Origin of the sequence: Pseudomonas sp. LAIL14HWK12:I1 (assembly GCF_003202095.1) — a bacterium.
GTDB classification, from domain to species: domain Bacteria; phylum Pseudomonadota; class Gammaproteobacteria; order Pseudomonadales; family Pseudomonadaceae; genus Aquipseudomonas; species Aquipseudomonas monteilii.
The window spans coordinates 23,770-39,566 of record NZ_QJKG01000003.1 but is presented as its reverse complement, the minus strand read 5'-3'; the positions used below and the strand labels follow the sequence as shown (position 1 = coordinate 39,566).

17 protein-coding genes and 1 pseudogene are annotated in these 15,797 nt (G+C 62.9%); 7 read left to right on the top strand and 11 right to left on the bottom strand.

The genetic code is table 11. From position 1 onward, the window contains the following. Nucleotides 1-225 precede the first annotated feature (225 nt). Entirely contained in the window at nucleotides 226-1,536 is a 1,311-nt protein-coding gene (locus D906_RS09525; RefSeq protein ID WP_232062856.1) for a PLP-dependent aminotransferase family protein, read from the top strand. Between the two features lie 226 nt (nucleotides 1,537-1,762). Then, on the top strand, nucleotides 1,763-2,113 hold the full coding sequence (locus D906_RS09520) for a hypothetical protein (protein WP_019097288.1): 351 nt from the start codon (nucleotides 1,763-1,765) through the stop codon (nucleotides 2,111-2,113). A 38-nt stretch (nucleotides 2,114-2,151) separates the two neighbouring features. On the opposite strand, the gene D906_RS09515 is transcribed toward D906_RS09520, so the two are convergent. Continuing rightward, a complete protein-coding gene (locus D906_RS09515; RefSeq protein WP_016714615.1) occupies nucleotides 2,152-2,298 on the bottom strand; it encodes a DUF2986 domain-containing protein in 147 nt (48 codons plus the stop codon). 159 nt (nucleotides 2,299-2,457) lie between these two features. Between D906_RS09515 and D906_RS09510 the strand changes: the two genes are divergently transcribed. Then, nucleotides 2,458-4,212, top strand: a complete 1,755-nt coding sequence (locus D906_RS09510) for a phosphoethanolamine transferase CptA (protein ID WP_081741854.1) — start codon at nucleotides 2,458-2,460, stop codon at nucleotides 4,210-4,212. Between the two features lie 164 nt (nucleotides 4,213-4,376). On the opposite strand, the gene D906_RS09505 is transcribed toward D906_RS09510, so the two are convergent. Genes D906_RS09505 through D906_RS09490 form a run of 4 tightly spaced genes read right to left on the bottom strand, consistent with a single transcriptional unit; the run spans nucleotide 4,377 to nucleotide 7,787 of the window. Continuing rightward, nucleotides 4,377-4,913, bottom strand: coding sequence for a membrane integrity-associated transporter subunit PqiC (locus D906_RS09505; RefSeq protein ID WP_019097291.1), 537 nt, complete (start codon nucleotides 4,911-4,913; stop codon nucleotides 4,377-4,379). Between the two features lie 11 nt (nucleotides 4,914-4,924). Further along, on the bottom strand, nucleotides 4,925-6,565 hold the full coding sequence (locus tag D906_RS09500; protein WP_028614261.1) for an intermembrane transport protein PqiB: 1,641 nt from the start codon (nucleotides 6,563-6,565) through the stop codon (nucleotides 4,925-4,927). After that, entirely contained in the window at nucleotides 6,565-7,194 is a 630-nt protein-coding gene (locus D906_RS09495) for a paraquat-inducible protein A (RefSeq protein ID WP_016714620.1), read from the bottom strand. Before D906_RS09495 ends, D906_RS09500 begins: the two co-directional genes overlap by 1 nt. Then, entirely contained in the window at nucleotides 7,191-7,787 is a 597-nt protein-coding gene (locus D906_RS09490; RefSeq protein WP_027615109.1) for a paraquat-inducible protein A, read from the bottom strand. Before D906_RS09490 ends, D906_RS09495 begins: the two co-directional genes overlap by 4 nt. 145 nt (nucleotides 7,788-7,932) lie before the next feature. On the opposite strand from D906_RS09490, the gene D906_RS09485 reads away from it, so the two are divergent. Next, nucleotides 7,933-8,406 (top strand): YMGG-like glycine zipper-containing protein, encoded by a 474-nt coding sequence (locus D906_RS09485; protein WP_019097294.1) that lies wholly within the window; start codon nucleotides 7,933-7,935, stop codon nucleotides 8,404-8,406. Between the two features lie 49 nt (nucleotides 8,407-8,455). Here D906_RS09485 and D906_RS09480 read toward each other — a convergent pair whose 3' ends face one another. Both D906_RS09480 and D906_RS09475 read right to left on the bottom strand, forming a co-directional pair. After that, nucleotides 8,456-9,361 (bottom strand): LysR family transcriptional regulator, encoded by a 906-nt coding sequence (locus tag D906_RS09480; RefSeq protein WP_025754539.1) that lies wholly within the window; start codon nucleotides 9,359-9,361, stop codon nucleotides 8,456-8,458. Nucleotides 9,362-9,508: 147 nt separating this feature from the next. After that, nucleotides 9,509-9,694: a hypothetical protein gene (locus tag D906_RS09475; RefSeq protein WP_019097296.1), complete on the bottom strand. Its 186-nt coding sequence runs from the start codon at nucleotides 9,692-9,694 to the stop codon at nucleotides 9,509-9,511. A gap of 146 nt (nucleotides 9,695-9,840) precedes the next feature. On the opposite strand from D906_RS09475, the gene D906_RS09470 reads away from it, so the two are divergent. Continuing rightward, nucleotides 9,841-10,227 (top strand): VOC family protein, encoded by a 387-nt coding sequence (locus D906_RS09470; protein WP_019097297.1) that lies wholly within the window; start codon nucleotides 9,841-9,843, stop codon nucleotides 10,225-10,227. Nucleotides 10,228-10,261: 34 nt separating this feature from the next. Further along, on the top strand, nucleotides 10,262-10,831 hold the full coding sequence (locus tag D906_RS09465; protein WP_019097298.1) for a hypothetical protein: 570 nt from the start codon (nucleotides 10,262-10,264) through the stop codon (nucleotides 10,829-10,831). A gap of 67 nt (nucleotides 10,832-10,898) precedes the next feature. Here D906_RS09465 and D906_RS09460 read toward each other — a convergent pair whose 3' ends face one another. Next, nucleotides 10,899-12,578 (bottom strand): MFS transporter, encoded by a 1,680-nt coding sequence (locus D906_RS09460; RefSeq protein WP_025754540.1) that lies wholly within the window; start codon nucleotides 12,576-12,578, stop codon nucleotides 10,899-10,901. Nucleotides 12,579-12,770: 192 nt separating this feature from the next. Here D906_RS09460 and D906_RS09455 point away from each other — a divergent pair, with 192 nt between their 5' ends. Next, nucleotides 12,771-13,457, top strand: a complete 687-nt coding sequence (locus tag D906_RS09455) for a helix-turn-helix domain-containing protein (protein WP_027615108.1) — start codon at nucleotides 12,771-12,773, stop codon at nucleotides 13,455-13,457. Here D906_RS09455 and D906_RS09450 read toward each other — a convergent pair. The 3 genes and pseudogenes from D906_RS09450 to D906_RS09435 all read right to left on the bottom strand — a co-directional run. Then, nucleotides 13,440-14,138 (bottom strand): annotated as a pseudogene (locus D906_RS09450) (sterol desaturase family protein); the annotation flags it as partial. The gene D906_RS09455 and the pseudogene D906_RS09450 sit on opposite strands and share 18 nt — an antisense overlap. 160 nt (nucleotides 14,139-14,298) lie before the next feature. Beyond that, entirely contained in the window at nucleotides 14,299-14,718 is a 420-nt protein-coding gene (locus D906_RS09440; protein ID WP_019097302.1) for a VOC family protein, read from the bottom strand. Nucleotides 14,719-14,793: 75 nt separating this feature from the next. Continuing rightward, nucleotides 14,794-15,720, bottom strand: coding sequence for an alpha/beta fold hydrolase (locus tag D906_RS09435; protein WP_019097303.1), 927 nt, complete (start codon nucleotides 15,718-15,720; stop codon nucleotides 14,794-14,796). Between the last annotated feature and the right edge of the window lie 77 nt (nucleotides 15,721-15,797).

Genomic DNA, 15,797 nt, shown 5'->3' with positions numbered 1-15,797 from the left:
TGCAGCCCTGCAGCGGCGTTCCGGTGCATATCAAAATAACCATACGCTTTCCATTTTGTATGGATTTATTAACAACCGTATGTCATGATATTCCTATGCGTATGGACTGACAACCGGGGGATAATACTCATGCCTCTTGCCGAAACGCCAAGAGAACACGCTCAAATAAGCTGGACCAGGCCATTTAAGCCGAAGAGCGGCCCAAGATACATACAGATTGCCGATATGATCTCAGAATCCATACAGTCTGGAATTTTGCAGGACGGCGAACAAATCCCACCACAGCGTGCGCTGGCAGCGCACCTGGGTGTCGACCTGACCACGGTGACCCGTGCCTACGCCGAAGCGCGCGACCGCGGCCTGATTGCCTCCTACAGTGGCCGCGGGTCGTTCATTCTGGGTGCCCGCGAAACACCCACCCAGGCAGGCATTGACCTGACCATGAACATTCCGCCGCAGCCGGCCAATGGCTCGATGGCCCAATGGGTAAGCGCCGGGCTTGAACAGGTACTGCAACGCAACCCCATCGAAGCACTGTCGCCCTACCAGGATGAGCCGGCCTCCCGCTCGCTGCTACAGGCCGCGCAGGGCTGGTTGAAACCGGCGCTGGGTGATCTGGACAGCCGCAGCCTGGCCCTGTGCCCGGGTTCGCAAGCGGCCGTATTCGCCATCCTCAGCGCCCATGCCCGCACGGGTGACACCGTGCTGTGCGACCCACTGACCTACCCCGGCCTGCTACTGGCTGCCCAACAACTGGGGCTGCGCATTGTCGCGGTGCCCGGTGACGCCGACGGCATGCGCCCCGACCATCTGGAGCAAGCCTGCCAACAAAGCGGTGCGCGCCTGCTGTACCTCAACCCCACGTTCCAGAACCCTACAGCGCACACCATGCCCGTGGCCCGGCGCCAGGCGATTGCCGAAGTGCTGCTCAAGTGCGGCATCACACTGATCGAGGACGACCCCTACCGCTATCTGCTTGACGATGCGCCAACGCCCATCACCTGCCTGACCGGGGGTGCCAACACGTATTATCTGGCATCGCTGTCCAAGTGCCTGTGGCCAAGCCTGCGCACCGCTTTTGTACTGCCCCCGCGCGGAGATGACGGCCATGCCCTGCTCAACGGCTTGCGCGCCTCGAGCATGGGCTGCTCAGCCCTGCTGCTGGCCTTGGTCGAGCAGTGGATCCGCAGTGGTACCGCCAGGGAGCTGGTACAGGAAATCCAGCGCGAAGCCCGCGCCCGCCAGCACTTGGCACGCACACTGCTGAGCCATGAGTTCCAGGCGCACCCTACCGGGCTGCACCTGTGGTTACCGTTGCCGGCGCACTGGCGCCAGGAACGGTTTACCCAAGCCTTGGATGATGTGGGGGTGAGTGTGGCCGGGGCGGACTCGTTCAGCGTTGCGCAGCAAGGGCCGGAGGCCGTGCGTATCTCGCTGGGCGGGGCACCGGACCAGGCCGTACTGGGGCAAGCGTTGCGCAAAGTAGAGGGGCTGCTGAAGGAAGACCGCCGCCGTGGGGGGCGGGCTTTTGTGTGATCAGCCAATCAGATGAGGTTTCTGGCAAGCAGCGCAAGCGGCATCGGGTGTGTGCAAATGTTCTACAAGTTGTTGCCGTAGCGAACTTTTTCTCGATGGCGGGTCTATTTCGCAGGTACAGAAAGGTAGCGGCTCGCGAGACAAGGCTCGCCCTCACCTGCTGGCCAGATGGCTCAATTGTTATCAGAGGTTGGCTTCGCTCATGAAAATACATGTCGCAAGGTTGATGCTGCTCGGCCTGTTCTCGTTCGCGGCAATGGGTTCGGCATCGGCAACACAAATGAAAGCACCAGTGGCCCAGGCCCCCGCCGTTCAGTCACCGTTGCAGCCTGCCGGCAACCCTTGGTCGAAAGTGGCCTCCGGGGCCGTCGAACAGCCGGCCACGCTGTTGGCGCATGATGACGACCGCTGGCATGACCACAGAAGCGACTGGCGCCGTGAGCAGTGGCGGCGTGAGCAAGCCCGGCGGGACTGGGAGCGGCGGCGGGACTGGGAACGCCGCCGTGACTGGGAGCGCCGCCATGAGCGGGCGATGCACCAGCGTCACTATGACGACCACCGGTACTACCGCCGTTAAGGGCGCTGCGGCAGCACTTGCGCTGCCTGCTCAGTGAGTCAGGTGGGGGTGTCCCCCACCGCCTCTGCCTCCATCTTCAACCGGTCAGCCTTGCAAATGTATTTGGGCTTGCGCGGTGCCAGCTTGGCACTGGCCTTTTTGGCATGCGCCTGCAATAGCTGCTTGATCTTCTTACGACGGTTCATAATCCACAGGGCCTGTCAGTACGTTTTAGCGGCCGCCATCATACCCGTGCGGCCTGCGCATTTCGCCACGTTGACGTTATTTTCACAGCCCACAGATTAGCGTCACATCCTTTATGGCCGCAGCAAACCTGCTGGCTACCAAGGTACGACGAGGCATACGTGTCACACACTACATCCCCCGCCGCGCGCAAGCGCGTGGACTGGGCCGGCCTGGGCTGGCTTTTGCTGTTCTTCTGGTACTTTTCCGGCGTAACCCAGGCGTTGCTGCTGTTCAGCGGAACGACCGGGTTTGCCGGTTTTCGTGATGCGTTCTTCCTCAGTAGCCTGTGGCTGGCCCCGGTGCTGCTGGTGCCGCGCTTCACCCGCGCCACCGCAGCGGTCATCGGCCTGGTGCTGTGGGGGGCTTCGCTGGTGGGTTTGAGCTACTTCGGCATCTATCGCCAGGAGTTCTCGCAAAGCGTCATCTTCGTGATGTTCGAGTCCAACACCGCCGAAGCCGGTGAGTACTTCAGCCAGTACTTCAGTGTATCGCTGGGTCTGGCGTTGCTGCTGTACACACTGGTGGCGGTGCTGCTGTGGAAGCGCGTACGCCCGGTCAGCCTGCCGCTGCGCAGTCGCCTGCCGGTGGTCGCCTTGTTGCTGGTGGCCAACCTTGTGTACCCGTTCTACAAGCAGATGGTCACCCAGGAGCGCAATTTCGCCGATGCCGCGGAGAAGGTGCAGCAGCGTATGGAACCCGCCGTGCCCTGGCAGTTGCTGGTCGGCTACCGGCAGTACCGCCAGCAACTGGACAACATGCAGGAACTGCTGGCCCAGAACGCCGCATTGCCGCCGCTGCAAAACCTGCGTGACAGCAGCGGAACAGCGCCCCGCACCCTGGTGCTGGTACTGGGCGAGTCCACCACCCGCGAGCACATGCACCTGTACGGCTATAACCGCGACACCACGCCCAACCTCGACGCGCTGGCCGCCAGCGACAAAGGCCTGACGGTGTTCCGCGATGTGGTATCGCCACGCCCGTACACCATCGAAGTGATGCAGCAGATCCTCACCTTCGGCGATGAGCAGAACCCGGACCGCTTCCTCACCGACCCGTCGCTGATCAACCTGATGAAACAGGCAGGCTACAAGACCTTCTGGATCACCAACCAGCAGACCATGACCAAGCGCAACACCATGCTCACCACCTTCTCGCAGCAGACGGACGTGCCGGTGTACCTGAACAACCAGCGCAACCAGAATGCCAGCCAGTACGATGACGTGGTGCTGGCGCCGTTCGAGAAGGCCCTGCAGGACCCTGCACCGAACAAGTTCATCATCGTGCACCTGCTGGGCACGCACATGGACTACCGCTACCGCTACCCGGACGACTACACGCACTTCACCGACAACCAGGGCGTGCCGGGCAAACTGACGCCGGACCAGGTCAAAACCTACAACTTCTACGACAATGCGGTGCGTTACAACGACTATGTGGTCTCGAGCCTGATCAAGCGCTACTCGGCCGGTAACCCCAATGGCTTCCTGCTGTACCTGTCGGACCACGGTGAAGACGTTTACAGCTCGGGCGACCACGACCGCCTCGGGCGCAACGAGGGCGCGCCGACCCGGCCGATGTACACCATTCCGTTCCTGCTGTGGACCTCGCCCAGCTGGCAGGCCGAGCACCCTCGTGACTTGCAGGCGATGGCCAACCGCCCCTACAGCAGCTCGCACCTGATCCATACCCTGTCAGACCTGGCCGGGCTGAGCTATGACCGCTTCGAGCCGGCCAAGAGCCTGGTAAGCCCGCAGTTCGTGGCAACACAGCGCTGGATCGGCGACCCCTACCGCAAGGATGGCTTGCGCGAGTTCGACCACCTGCCGCTGGACAAGCCTGAGCGAGCACAGGAAACAGCCAGCAGCCGGCAGTAAGCCGGCACCTGCGGACGTTTTCCGGTGCGATGCACGGTGTAGTCCTGCTGGCAGGGCTGATCACCAGCGTGGCCTTCGCACTGCCCTGGCTGCTGCGCGAAGTGCCGCTGCGCCAGGCCACACAGGCATGAAGGCAGGATGCCAGCGCGCCGCCCGCATGGGACTTATACCGGTGCAGAGCAACTGCCGTTCCGGGCACTCCCCCGCACCGCCTCGGCCAGTTTGCGCAGGTTGGCCTGGTGCGCATTCACCAGGCTGGTGATGCTGTTGTCCGCGGCCGTCTGCACCGACGTGCGGCAGGTCAGTTCAGCCTGCCCTGCCTGCTTCAGGCGCCAGACGGCCTCCAGTGAGGCATAGCGCCCCGGCACCGTATCGAAGCGCCGCACATCCACCCGCAGTGCCGCCTTGTTGCCAGCCGCCGGCCCGCCCAACTGGTCCTGCAAGGCGCTGCGAAATTCATCCACCAGGTTGGCGCCCCACCATTCCGTTTCCAGAATGGCCAGGCCGCTCTGGCCCTGGCGCACCACCAGTTGCGGGCGGTCCACCTGCGGCGGCACCACCACCCGGGTCACCTGGATATGCTGCCCGCTGTCGCGCACCGGCTCGCTCGCCACCAGCGTGTGGTAGTTGTTCGGCGTACTGCTGCAGCCCCCGAGCCACACCAGCAGGCTGGCCACACAGACATTGCGCAGTCGTTGCATCGGCTGTCTCCTCAGGGTTCAAGCGCTTCGGCACCGGCCGCCTTCGGCCGCCCGCGAATCAGCGACTCGGGGTGCCGGCCCAGGTAATCGGCGAGGTCACGCAGCGAACGCGACATGCGCTCCAGCTCATCCAGTGTTTCGCCCATTCGCTCGCGCTGTGGCGAATCTTCGGAAATGGCCGAGTTGGCCGTGCGTAGGGTCTTGTGCACTTCATCGAGCGCCACCTTCACGTCCGGCAGCGTCTGGCCATTGAACTGTTTGAGGCTGGCGCGCAACGCTCGAAGGCTGCCGTCCAGGTTGCCGGCGATGCTTTCCAGCGGCAGCTTGGCAATGCGCTCGACCATCCGCTGCAGCTGCTCCTGCAACTGTTCAAGGCTACCCGGCAGTGTGGGGATGGTGATGGGATTGGCGGCCATGTCGAAGGCCACCTTGGGGGCATCCGGGTAGAAATCCAGGGAAATGAACATCTGCCCGGTGATCAGGTTACCGCTGCGCGCCTGGGCCCGAAGGCCATGTTCGACGAAGGTGCCGATCAACCGCCTGGCCCCATCCATATCGCCCTCGGCGTGCTTGAACACCGACAGCATCTTGCGGTGCACCGGCCCCAACCGTTGCGGGTAGATCACCGCATTGACCACCACCGGAAAAGTCTGGCGGGCGGCATCGTAGTCAAGCTGGACCGAGGTAACCCGGCCAAACTCCACGCCCTTGAACTCCACCGGCGCGCCCACCGAAAGGCCGCGCATGGCCTGGTCAAAGCGCAATTGCAAATACTGCGCCTGGCCATTGGGTGGTGCCAACGCGGTCTCGCGGTCGGCAAACAGCTGGAAGCGGGCCTGGTCGGCAGCAGCCTCGGCCTGGGGGGAAAAATCAGGCGAGCCGAAAGCCAGCCCACCCACCATGATCGATGACAGCGATTCGGTATCCACCTTCAGGCCGTTGGCACCAATCTGCATGTCGATGCCGCTGGCGTTCCAGAAGCGGCTATCCGTGGTGACGAAGCTGTCATAGGGTGCCTGCACGAACACGCCAATCTCTACCCCCTTGCCATCATCCTGCAGGGCAAACGACACCACCTCACCCACCGGAATCTTGCGGTAGTAGATCGATGAGCCGACGTCCAGCGAGCCAAGGTCGCTGGCAGTCAGGGTAAAACGCTTGCCCTTTTCGTCGAACGTGATCGGTGGCGGCAGTTCAAGGCCGACAAAGGCCTTTTCCGGCACTTTCGACTCGCCGGAGTCAGCCCCGATGAAACTGCCGGAAAGCAGCGTGTCCACCCCGGACACCCCACCGACGCCGATGCGCGGGCGCACCACCCAGAAGCGCGCACCCTGTGTGGCGAACGAGCGGGCATCGTCCGACAACTGCACCTTGGCCACTACGCTCTTTTTGTCGTCGGCCAGTTCCACCGTGGTCACTTCACCAATCACCACGCTCCGGTACTTCACCTGGGTCTTGTGCGCCACCAGCCCTTCCCCGGTGTGGAAGGAAATGGCAATGACCGGCCCTTGCTGCATCCAGTTGCGCACCACCAGCGAAGCGCCGATCAGGATGGCCAGTATCGGCACGATCCACACCAGCGATACGCTCCAGCGTCGGGTGCGCACGTCAACCTGCCCCGCCCCCTCGCGTTCGTCAGTCTGTTGCCCCATCAGTGCGGCCTCCCCTCGTTGGCATGGCTATCCCAGATCAGGCGTGGATCGAAGCTCATCGCAGAAAACATGGTCAGCACCACCACCATGCCGAAGAACAGGATGCCCACCCGTGGCTCGATGGTGCCCAGCCCGCGCAATTGCACCAGTGCCGCCACCAGCGCCACCACCATGACATCGAGCATCGACCAGTAGCCGATCAGCTCGACGAAGCGGTACAGCTGCGAACGTTGCCGGCAGGCCCAGGTGGAACCACGCTGGGCGGTATACAGCAGCAGGCCGAGGGAAAAGAACTTGATGGCAGGCACACCCACGCTGGCAATGAAGATGATCAGTGCGATGTCCCAGGCCCCCGCCTCCCAGAACTCCAGCACCCCACCGCCAATGGTGCTTTCACTGCCACTGCCGAGCATTTCGGTGTGCATCACAGGCAGCAGGTTCGCCGGGATGTAAAACACCAGCGCGGCCAGCAGAAACGCCCAGCCGCGGCTGATGGCATTGGCCTTGCGCCGATGGATGGCAGCACCACAGCGGTTGCACGTATGCGCGCCACTGCTCAGGTCACACGCCTGGCCGCAGCCATGGCACAGACACAGGCCGAGGTCGTCAGCGCTGGCCGGGGCAGTCATGCCTGCTCCCACAAATCGCGAATGTCCTTGCCGGCGATATGAATGATCAGCATGCTCAGCGCGGCCAGGGCCAGCAAACCGATGCCAGGGATCACATCGAGCAACCCCGCCAGCTTGATCACCGCCACCATCGCCCCCAGCAGGCACACCTCCAGCATGCTCCAGGGCCGCAGGCTCTCCAGCCCGCGCATGCACAGGGCAAAGCCGGGGGCACGCTGACCGGCCAGGGCAAAGCTCAAAACCCAGCACAACACGGCAATCTGCAGCACCGGCGCAACGATGATCGACAGCGCCATGACCAGGGCGATGAAGGTAATACTGCCGTGGCTGAGGATCTGCACCGAGTCCCACAAAGTCGCCGAATGGGTAAGCCCCTGCATGCCGATGGTCATCACCGGGTAGGCATTGGCGAACACCAGCAGGATGCCACCGGTCACACTCAGTGCCAGCCGCTGCTGAAGGGTCAAGGACGTATGCCGGTACAGCACTCCGCCACAGCGCTGGCAAAGGGCGCGCTGATGCTTGTGCAGCGTCGCACGGTGATACACCGCGTCGCAGTACTCGCAAATGATCAGATCGTGGGTCTGAGTCATGACGATCCCACCGGTAGCCCGCTTTGATGGTCGTATGCAATGGTGAAGCCTGATATCCGGTGTAGACCATGCAGGCAAAACCGCCATGTCCAACTGAAGACAGACTATCCTGTGAAACGGGCTTTCCGCCCCGTGGAGGTGTGCCATGCGTACGTTCACATGGAGCTGCCTGCTGGTGCTGCTGAGCGCGGCACCGGCTGCCCAGGCGCAGTCGGTAGTGCCGCTTAAAGGCCAGAGCAGCCAGCAGATGCAACTGGATATCAACGATTGCAATACCGTCGCCACAAATGCTGCAAACAGCACCGCAACGTCCGGTGAAGCCCATGTCGGTGGCCGGGTACGCGGCGCGGCTGCCGGTGCCGCCGCCGGTGCAGTGGGCGCGCAGGTGCGCGGCAACCAGCATGAAGCGTTGTATGACCGGGCCAGTGACGATGCCAAGCAGCAATACCGGCAAAACCGCGCTGGCGAGGTGGCTGCCGCCGGTGCCGCAGTCGGTGGCATGCGTCAGCGTCAGGATCGGCGCCAGGACAGGCGCGGTCAGGACGAAGCAAAAACCCAGGCCCATGCCAGTGCCTACAGCGGCTGCTTGCAAGGCCGCGGCTATCAGGTCAATCCTTGACCACCCTGGCACGCCATGCCGTTGAATCAGGCGGCATGGCGTGCCGGCCTTAGAACTTCGCCAGCTCCTCCCGACAGAACTCCACAAACAACTGTGCAGGTTTGGTCAACTGCACCCGCTTCAACCACGCCGCCGCCAGCCCCGACAGCGCCACCGGCTCGGCAATGTCCAGCATGGCCAGGCGCTGGCCGTCGTAGGTGCATTCCGAATGCGGCCGTGTCACCAACAGCGAAAAGCCAAAGCCCTGCCCGACCATGCCACGCACCATCTCGATCGACGGCGAGCTGAAAACGATGTTCGGCGTCAGCCCCAGTTCGTTGAACAGGCTGACGAAGTAGGTGCGGCTGGGCGCCACGTCCAGCAGGATCATCGGTTCCGGGCACAGGTCGCGCAGCGAGACCTGGGCCTGGCCGGCAAAACGGTGGTTTTCCGGCAGCAGCACGTAGGGCTTTTGCGGCGGCATCAGCGGCTCGGCTTCGATGGTGCCGTCCAGGTCGTGATCGTAGAGAAACGCCAGGTCGAAGGTGCCGGCCGTCAGGCCCTGGATCAGGTCCTGCTGCTCGCCGTCACGCAGGCGAATGTCCACGCCCGGGTAACGCTGACGAAAACCGGCAATCAGCCGCGGCAGGTACAACGGCGCCACGGTTTCGAAACAGCCGATGTCGATCTGCCCGGCCACGGTATCGTTGTCGGCCAAGGCGTTCTGCTCGAACTCATGGGCCATCTGCAGCAGCGACTTGGTCTTGGCGTAGAAGCGCTTGCCACTGGGCGTCAGCGACACACCCTGGGCATGGTGACGGATGAACAGCTGCACACCGAAACTTTCCTCCAGGCTTTTGATGGCCGTGGAGATGGACGGCTGGGCGATGTACAGCTGGCGCGAAGCCTCGGCAACGCTGCCGGCCTCCACGGTGGTGACGAAGTACTTCAGTTGTCGCAGGGTATAGGCAGCCACGGGTACCTCTTTGGTGCCCGATGGGCACGCAGGGATCATGGCTGACACTTTAACCCTGGCCGCTGGCGGATGGGGGCTGGGTGATAAAGGATTTACCTATGGCTTGAGCAGGTTTTTTTGTGGGGGCCACCTGAAGCCCCCACCGGATCACTCGAAGTCTATATTCGCCATCACGCAGTCATCCCCGACGTGTTTGTACCCTGGGGCACATGCCATCTCCATTACAGGGGCCACGCCACGCTTGCGCCTGGAGAGTTTCACTTCAGACTCCACATGCTCCAGCGTCTGTTGCTCATCGTTACCTGGCAATTCCGCCTTCGGTTCATCTTGCATGTACGTTACTCCTGGGTTGGGTGAACTTGCCAGATAGACTCTATCGTCCGCTCACCCGGTACCCCATCTGGAAACCCGGCCACTGGCCAATAATCTCTGAACGTCTTTACTGATACCCAACGGCCTCAGCGATACGGAGTGCGCCAATGAAGATCGTGGTTACCAGCATTCTCGTCGACGACCAGGCCAAGGCCCTGGCCTTCTATCACTATGTACTCGGTTTCGAGCCCAAGCATGACATCCCCATGGGCCGGCACCGCTGGCTGACCCTCACTTCGCCCAACGACCCCAATGGTGTGGAGTTGCTGTTGGAACCCGATGCGCACCCAGCGTCCAAGGTGTACAAAGCGGCGCTCAAACAGGACGGCATCCCCGCCACGTCGTTTGGCGTACGCGATATCCAGGCTGAATACACACGTCTGTGTGCGGCGGGCGTAACGTTCACCCAGCCGCCCACCAACATGGGCCCCGTTACCGTGGCCGTGTTCGATGACACCTGTGGCAACCTGATCCAGATCGCCCAAAAACACTGACACCCCACCCCACGCGCAACAACAAGGAAAACAGATGCGCCACGAATTCAGCGAAGTGCTCAACGACCTGGTCGATTACTTTCTGCTTGGCGATATCCAGCTGCTCGAACGCTTCAAACAGGAGCATGAGCTGCCCGACGACCTTGCCTATGCATTCACCCATGACGACAGTGGCGACCAAGCCGTACGCGAAGGCATCGTGCTGCCGCTGGCCGGGGTCGACAACCTGCCTTATCGCATCCTCTTCACCCTCGATGGCTACACCCCGGCCCTGCGCGAGCCCGGCAGCCGCCTGAAGCACCGGCGCAATGGCTACGTGCTGCGGGTCGAGCACGGTGCGCTGATGCTGTACACCTGGCGCATCCTGCAGCATTTCACGCCCAAGACCTTGGGCGACCTCATGGCTCGCTACCAGGTGCCGGGGCGGCCGATCATCGAGCTGGACAACGGCTGGTATGACGTGGAGGTGCTGGCGGGGGCACTGGTGCGGGACGGTTTGTACGAGCCGGCGTTCGAGTTTGTCTTGAAGAAGCGCTGGAGTCGGGGTCAGGCTGCTGAAGTGGATACCGGGTATGCCTTTGGGCTGCGAGGGTACTTCGACTGACCGGTTGCCTGTACTGACCTCTTCGCGGGTTTACCCGCGAAGAGGTCAGTACAGGCAACCTCATTCGTCAGGTATGACTGATATCCCGATCCTTGGTCTCCGGCATGAAGAGGATCCCCAGTACCGCCGTCATCACGGCGATCACGATCGGGTACCACAGGCCGTAATAGATATCCCCGGTCGCCGCCACCATGGCAAACGCAACCGTCGGCAGGAAGCCGCCGAACCAGCCGTTGCCGATGTGGTAAGGCAGCGACATCGACGTGTAGCGGATACGCGCGGGGAACAGTTCCACCAGCCAGGCGGCAATCGGGCCGTAGACCATGGTCACGTAGATCACCAAAAGGGTCAGTAGCAACAGCACCATCGGGTAGTGGATCTTCGCCGGGTCAGCCTTTTCCGGGTATCCAGCTTCTTTCAGCGCACCACTGAGGGTGGCGGTAAACGCCTCGCTTTGCGCTTTGAAGTCTGCTGCGGCCATGCTGCTGCCGTCAAAACTCGGCAATACCCGCTCACCAATACGGATCTGCGCCACGCTGCCAGGTTCGGCCGCTTCGTTGGTGTAGGGAATGGCGCGCTTGGCCAGCAGGCTCTTGGCGATGTCGCAGGAGCTGGTGAATCTGGCCTTGCCCACCGGGTCGAACTGGAACGCGCACTGGCCAGGGTCAGCCACCACCACCACCGGGTTTTGCTCCTGGGCAACGAACACGTCCGGGTTGCCGTACTCGGTCAGCGCCTTGAAGATCGGGAAATAGGTCAGCGCAGCGATAATGCAGCCGGCCATGATGATCTTCTTGCGGCCAATGCGGTCAGACAAGCTACCGAAGAAGATGAAGAACGGCGTGCCGATCAGCAGCGAGCCGGCAATCAGCAGGTTGGCCGTCTGTGGCTCGATCTTGAGCATCTGCAACAGGAAGAACAGCGCATAGAATTGCCCGGTGTACCACACCACGGCCTGGCCAGCAGTGCCGCCCAGCAACGCCATGATCACCACCTTCAGGTTGTCCCAACGGGCGAACGACTCCGTCAGAGGGGCTTTGGAGGCTTTGCCTTCGGCCTTCATCTTCATGAACACCGGTGACTCGTTGAGCTGCATGCGTATGTACACCGAAATCGCCAGCAGCAGGATCGACAGCAGGAACGGCACCCGCCAGCCCCAGGCCTCGAAGGCCTCGGTCCCCATGGCCGTGCGGCACGCCATGATTACCAGCAGCGACAGAAACAGCCCCAGTGTAGCCGTGGTCTGGATCCAGGCGGTGAAAAAGCCGCGCCGCCCCTTCGGTGCATGTTCGGCCACGTAGGTGGCCGCGCCGCCGTACTCGCCCCCCAGTGCCAAGCCCTGCAGCAGGCGCAGAGTGATCAGGATGATCGGCGCGGCCACACCGATCGAGGCGTAGCCAGGTAGCAGGCCGACGATGGCGGTGGACAGGCCCATGATCACGATGGTAATGAGAAAAGTGTACTTACGCCCGATCATGTCGCCCAGGCGGCCGAATACGATGGCACCGAATGGCCGCACGGCGAACCCGGCGGCAAAGGCGAGCAAGGCGAAGATGAACGAGGTGGTTTCATTGACCCCGGCAAAGAAGTGCTTGGCGATGATCGCCGCCAGGGAACCGTACAGGTAGAAGTCGTACCATTCGAACACCGTGCCCAGGGAAGAGGCGAAGATGACCTTGCGCTCCTCCCGGGTGATACCGCGTTGGGGCGCGCTACTGCCCGTGGATGCGCTGTCGAGAACCGCCATGGGTTGCCTCCGTCATGTCATCATGCAGGCCGGAGCACCTCACAACCACTTCACCGTCGCACCCAGGCCCTGGGGCTTGCTTTGGTTGCGCGAAGCACGACGAGACGGGCCGCCTCGGATCGCAGCAGGTTAGTAAAGCATAATCGGGTTTGGCGGGATATCCACCCGCCTGACCGCACTCCAGAGGGCAGCATGAACGACACGGCTACACCGGGCTGGCTAGGCGATATCTGGTTGGCTGACGATCACTGCCTGCTGCTGTCTACACTCGGCAGGACCGACCGTCACGTGCACTACGCGCATCAGGTGCTTGTCGGCCTCGGCGCCGATGTCGAGGTGCGTGTGGGCGAGCAGCTCTGCAGCGGCCCGCAGGTGCTGATTGCCTCGCAGCAACCTCATGCCATCCTCAGTCATGGCATACCGTGCCTTACCCTGTTTGCCGAGCCGCTGGCATTCGACCTGGCAGACCTTGCCTTGGCCTGCGAGCACGCGGGCAATAGTGCAGAACATCTGGCAGAAAGCCTTGGGCATTGGCCGCGCCGCCGGCTCGATCCGCGCCTGGAAAAAGCGCTCCAGCGCATCCGCGCGCTCGACGAACAAACCTTGCCGGCCCGGGAACTGGCCAGTACCGCTACGCTGTCGATCAGCCAGCTGGAGCGTCTGTTCAGCGGTTCACTGAAACTGTCGGTGCGGCGGCTGGTGTTGTGGCAGCGCTTGCGCGTGGCCCTGCAAAGGGCGCTGAGCGGCGCCAGCCTGACCGAAGCGGCATTGGCGGCAGGGTTTGCCGACTCGGCGCACTTCACCCGCAGCGTTCGCCGGCAGTTCGGCCTCAGCACCCGGGCAGCCTTGCGCGGATTGCGTCTACGTACGGTCGGCTAGCGCCTGGCACAACCCCGCTGGCAATACCGCAGGGGCATGAGCATCGCCGTTCACCCACGGCTCGCGCAATTGCGCCAGGTAAGCCTGCGGATAGTCGGGCCGATCCCCGATTCCCATGTCGTCGTCCGCAAGCGCATAGCCTGGCAGGTACAAAACCGTGCCAAGCAGCCGGTCCCAGAGTGGAAAGAACAGCGCGAAGTTGACGTCGCCAGTACTGCCGTACTTCAGGTGATGCAGGCGATGCACCGGCGCCCAGGCAAACACATGGCGCAAGCCGCCAATGCGCATGTCCACGTTGCTGTGTTGCAGCAACAGCTGGATGGACACACTGAACGCCAGCAGCGATGCCACCTCGACGGGCAAGCCCAGCAGCAACAACGGCAAGGTACCGCCCAGGGTTTCGAGCAACTGGTGCAGAGGGTGCTTCATCAGGCCGTTGAAACCGTACAGGCGCGTGACACTGTGGTGCACCGCATGCAGCCGCCACAGCAGCGGGCTGCGGTGGCTGGCGTAATGCACCAGGGTGATGCCCAGGTCGGCCAGCGCAATGGCTAGCAGCAACTGCAGGGCCAACGGCCAATGATCAGGCCAAAGACCCGTACCCGGCAGCCAGTTGGCAAGCAGCGGAATGGTCGCCACGCTACAGAGGGTCAGGCATTCATTGACCAGCGCATGGCAAACCCTTGCAGCAACTGCATCGCCGCCCGCCCACCCACCACACAACCCAGCGAATCATCCAGCAGGACAATGGGCGCCCCCTGCACCTGCAGGGGTACCCACGCCTAGGCGAACAGCTTGCCTTGCGCGGTGTCGTTCCAAGGCTCGCGACTGTGCAGCTCGCTCATACCGCACCTGCCACCGGCCCCTTCAACTCGACCTGGTTGCCATCCGGGTCGTAACAGTACAGGGACAGCCCCTCGCCTTCGGCACCATAACGCTTCTCTGCGGGCTCAACCTTTACCCCGGCGGCTTCCAGGTAGGCCGTCAATGCCGCCTCGTCGAACGGCTCGATACGCAGGCAGAAATGGTGCAGGTTGCGCCCCTCCACCCCCGGTGCCGCCCCGCCTGGCTGGCCCAGCGGGCCGTCCAGGGTCACCAGGTCGATCATCGCCGTGCCCGTGGCCAGGTGCACCATGCCCAGGTCGTCGCGCACGCGGCTGACAGCGCAACCCAGCAGCTCGGTGTAGAAGGCAACACTGCGCGGCAGGTCGCTGACCCGCAGAACAAGATGGTCTATGTGCTTGATAGCGAACGGTCGCATGCCGGGCTCCTTGTGCCGTGTGCGCGAATACGTTCGCCACCATAGCCCAGCTTCGCCCGGCGTGACCAGAATCAGCTACTCGTTAACCAACCGCTGCAGCACGCGCCCTTCATGCCGCGTCAGGATGCGCAACAGTTGGTCGACCAGCGCCCGGTCCGGGGTATCCAGGTGGAAGTGGTGCCCGCCCGGGTGCCACGAAATCTTCGCCTGACCAGGCAAGGCAGCCTCGCGCCGGGCAAAGGCTTCGCCGGTAAATGCACCCTGGCGACCAAACAGCAGGTACAACGGGCAGCTGATCTGGTTGAGCAGTTCGCAGGCTTCGCGCTCGGTCAGTGGCATGGGTTCGGGCAGCACCAGCCGCGGGTCGTGGCGCCAGCAATAGCCATCGCCCAGTTGCAACAGGTCGCGCAGCGCCAGCAGCCGTGCAGCACCTTCCGACAGCTCGGTGTCCAGGCGTTCGCGGCGTTGCGCCAGTGCGGTGTCCAGGTCGTCGAAGCGGCCGGGGTCTGGCTCGGCAAAACCCGGTAGCTGGCTGCGCTGCACCATACGCTTGAGCCGGTAGGCCCGCGCCAGGTGCTGCACGCGGTCATCCTCGGCCACCGTGAACGGTGCCCCCATGCCGTCGAGGAAGGTCATGCTGGCAATGCCGCTGGTCATGGCAGCCAGCAGCGATGCCACCCCGGTGCCCATGCCGTGGGCCAGCACATGGAACTGCGCCAGCCCCAGACTGTCGGTCACCGCCAGCATGTCTTCGGCGTGCTCCCACAGGTAATAGCCACTGTCGTGGCGGCGATGGTCAGAGCGGCCATGGCCGACCAGGTCGGGGGCCACCACGAAACAACCGTCCAGCATCGGTGCCAGGCGTTCGAACGAGGCAGCGTTGTCCAGCCAGCCATGCAAGGCCAATACGGGAATACCGTCTTCGGCGCCCCAGGTGCGGACCGCTATTTCAATACCATCGAGGTCTAACAGGTGATCTTTCGGACTGCACAGCGAACGCATTGCAATTCTCCTTGGCTGAAGCCTGCGCCATGGCCTGCCTCACCCTCTCGCAGATCGCCCCCTGCTGCTGGCCCCTC

Bases quoted from the DNA above. Each gene is read 5' to 3' on its own strand.
- D906_RS09525 (WP_232062856.1), top strand. From the start codon at position 226: ATGATCTCAGAATCCATACAGTCTGGAATTTTGCAGGACGGCGAACAA.
- D906_RS09520 (WP_019097288.1), top strand. From the start codon at position 1,763: ATGCTGCTCGGCCTGTTCTCGTTCGCGGCAATGGGTTCGGCATCGGCA.
- D906_RS09515 (WP_016714615.1), bottom strand. From the start codon at position 2,298: ATGAACCGTCGTAAGAAGATCAAGCAGCTATTGCAGGCGCATGCCAAA.
- D906_RS09505 (WP_019097291.1), bottom strand. From the start codon at position 4,913: ATGCAACGACTGCGCAATGTCTGTGTGGCCAGCCTGCTGGTGTGGCTC.
- D906_RS09500 (WP_028614261.1), bottom strand. From the start codon at position 6,565: ATGGGGCAACAGACTGACGAACGCGAGGGGGCGGGGCAGGTTGACGTG.
- D906_RS09495 (WP_016714620.1), bottom strand. From the start codon at position 7,194: ATGACTGCCCCGGCCAGCGCTGACGACCTCGGCCTGTGTCTGTGCCAT.
- D906_RS09490 (WP_027615109.1), bottom strand. From the start codon at position 7,787: ATGACTCAGACCCACGATCTGATCATTTGCGAGTACTGCGACGCGGTG.
- D906_RS09485 (WP_019097294.1), top strand. From the start codon at position 7,933: ATGCGTACGTTCACATGGAGCTGCCTGCTGGTGCTGCTGAGCGCGGCA.
- D906_RS09475 (WP_019097296.1), bottom strand. From the start codon at position 9,694: ATGCAAGATGAACCGAAGGCGGAATTGCCAGGTAACGATGAGCAACAG.
- D906_RS09470 (WP_019097297.1), top strand. From the start codon at position 9,841: ATGAAGATCGTGGTTACCAGCATTCTCGTCGACGACCAGGCCAAGGCC.
- D906_RS09465 (WP_019097298.1), top strand. From the start codon at position 10,262: ATGCGCCACGAATTCAGCGAAGTGCTCAACGACCTGGTCGATTACTTT.
- D906_RS09460 (WP_025754540.1), bottom strand. From the start codon at position 12,578: ATGGCGGTTCTCGACAGCGCATCCACGGGCAGTAGCGCGCCCCAACGC.
- D906_RS09455 (WP_027615108.1), top strand. From the start codon at position 12,771: ATGAACGACACGGCTACACCGGGCTGGCTAGGCGATATCTGGTTGGCT.
- D906_RS09440 (WP_019097302.1), bottom strand. From the start codon at position 14,718: ATGCGACCGTTCGCTATCAAGCACATAGACCATCTTGTTCTGCGGGTC.
- D906_RS09435 (WP_019097303.1), bottom strand. From the start codon at position 15,720: ATGCGTTCGCTGTGCAGTCCGAAAGATCACCTGTTAGACCTCGATGGT.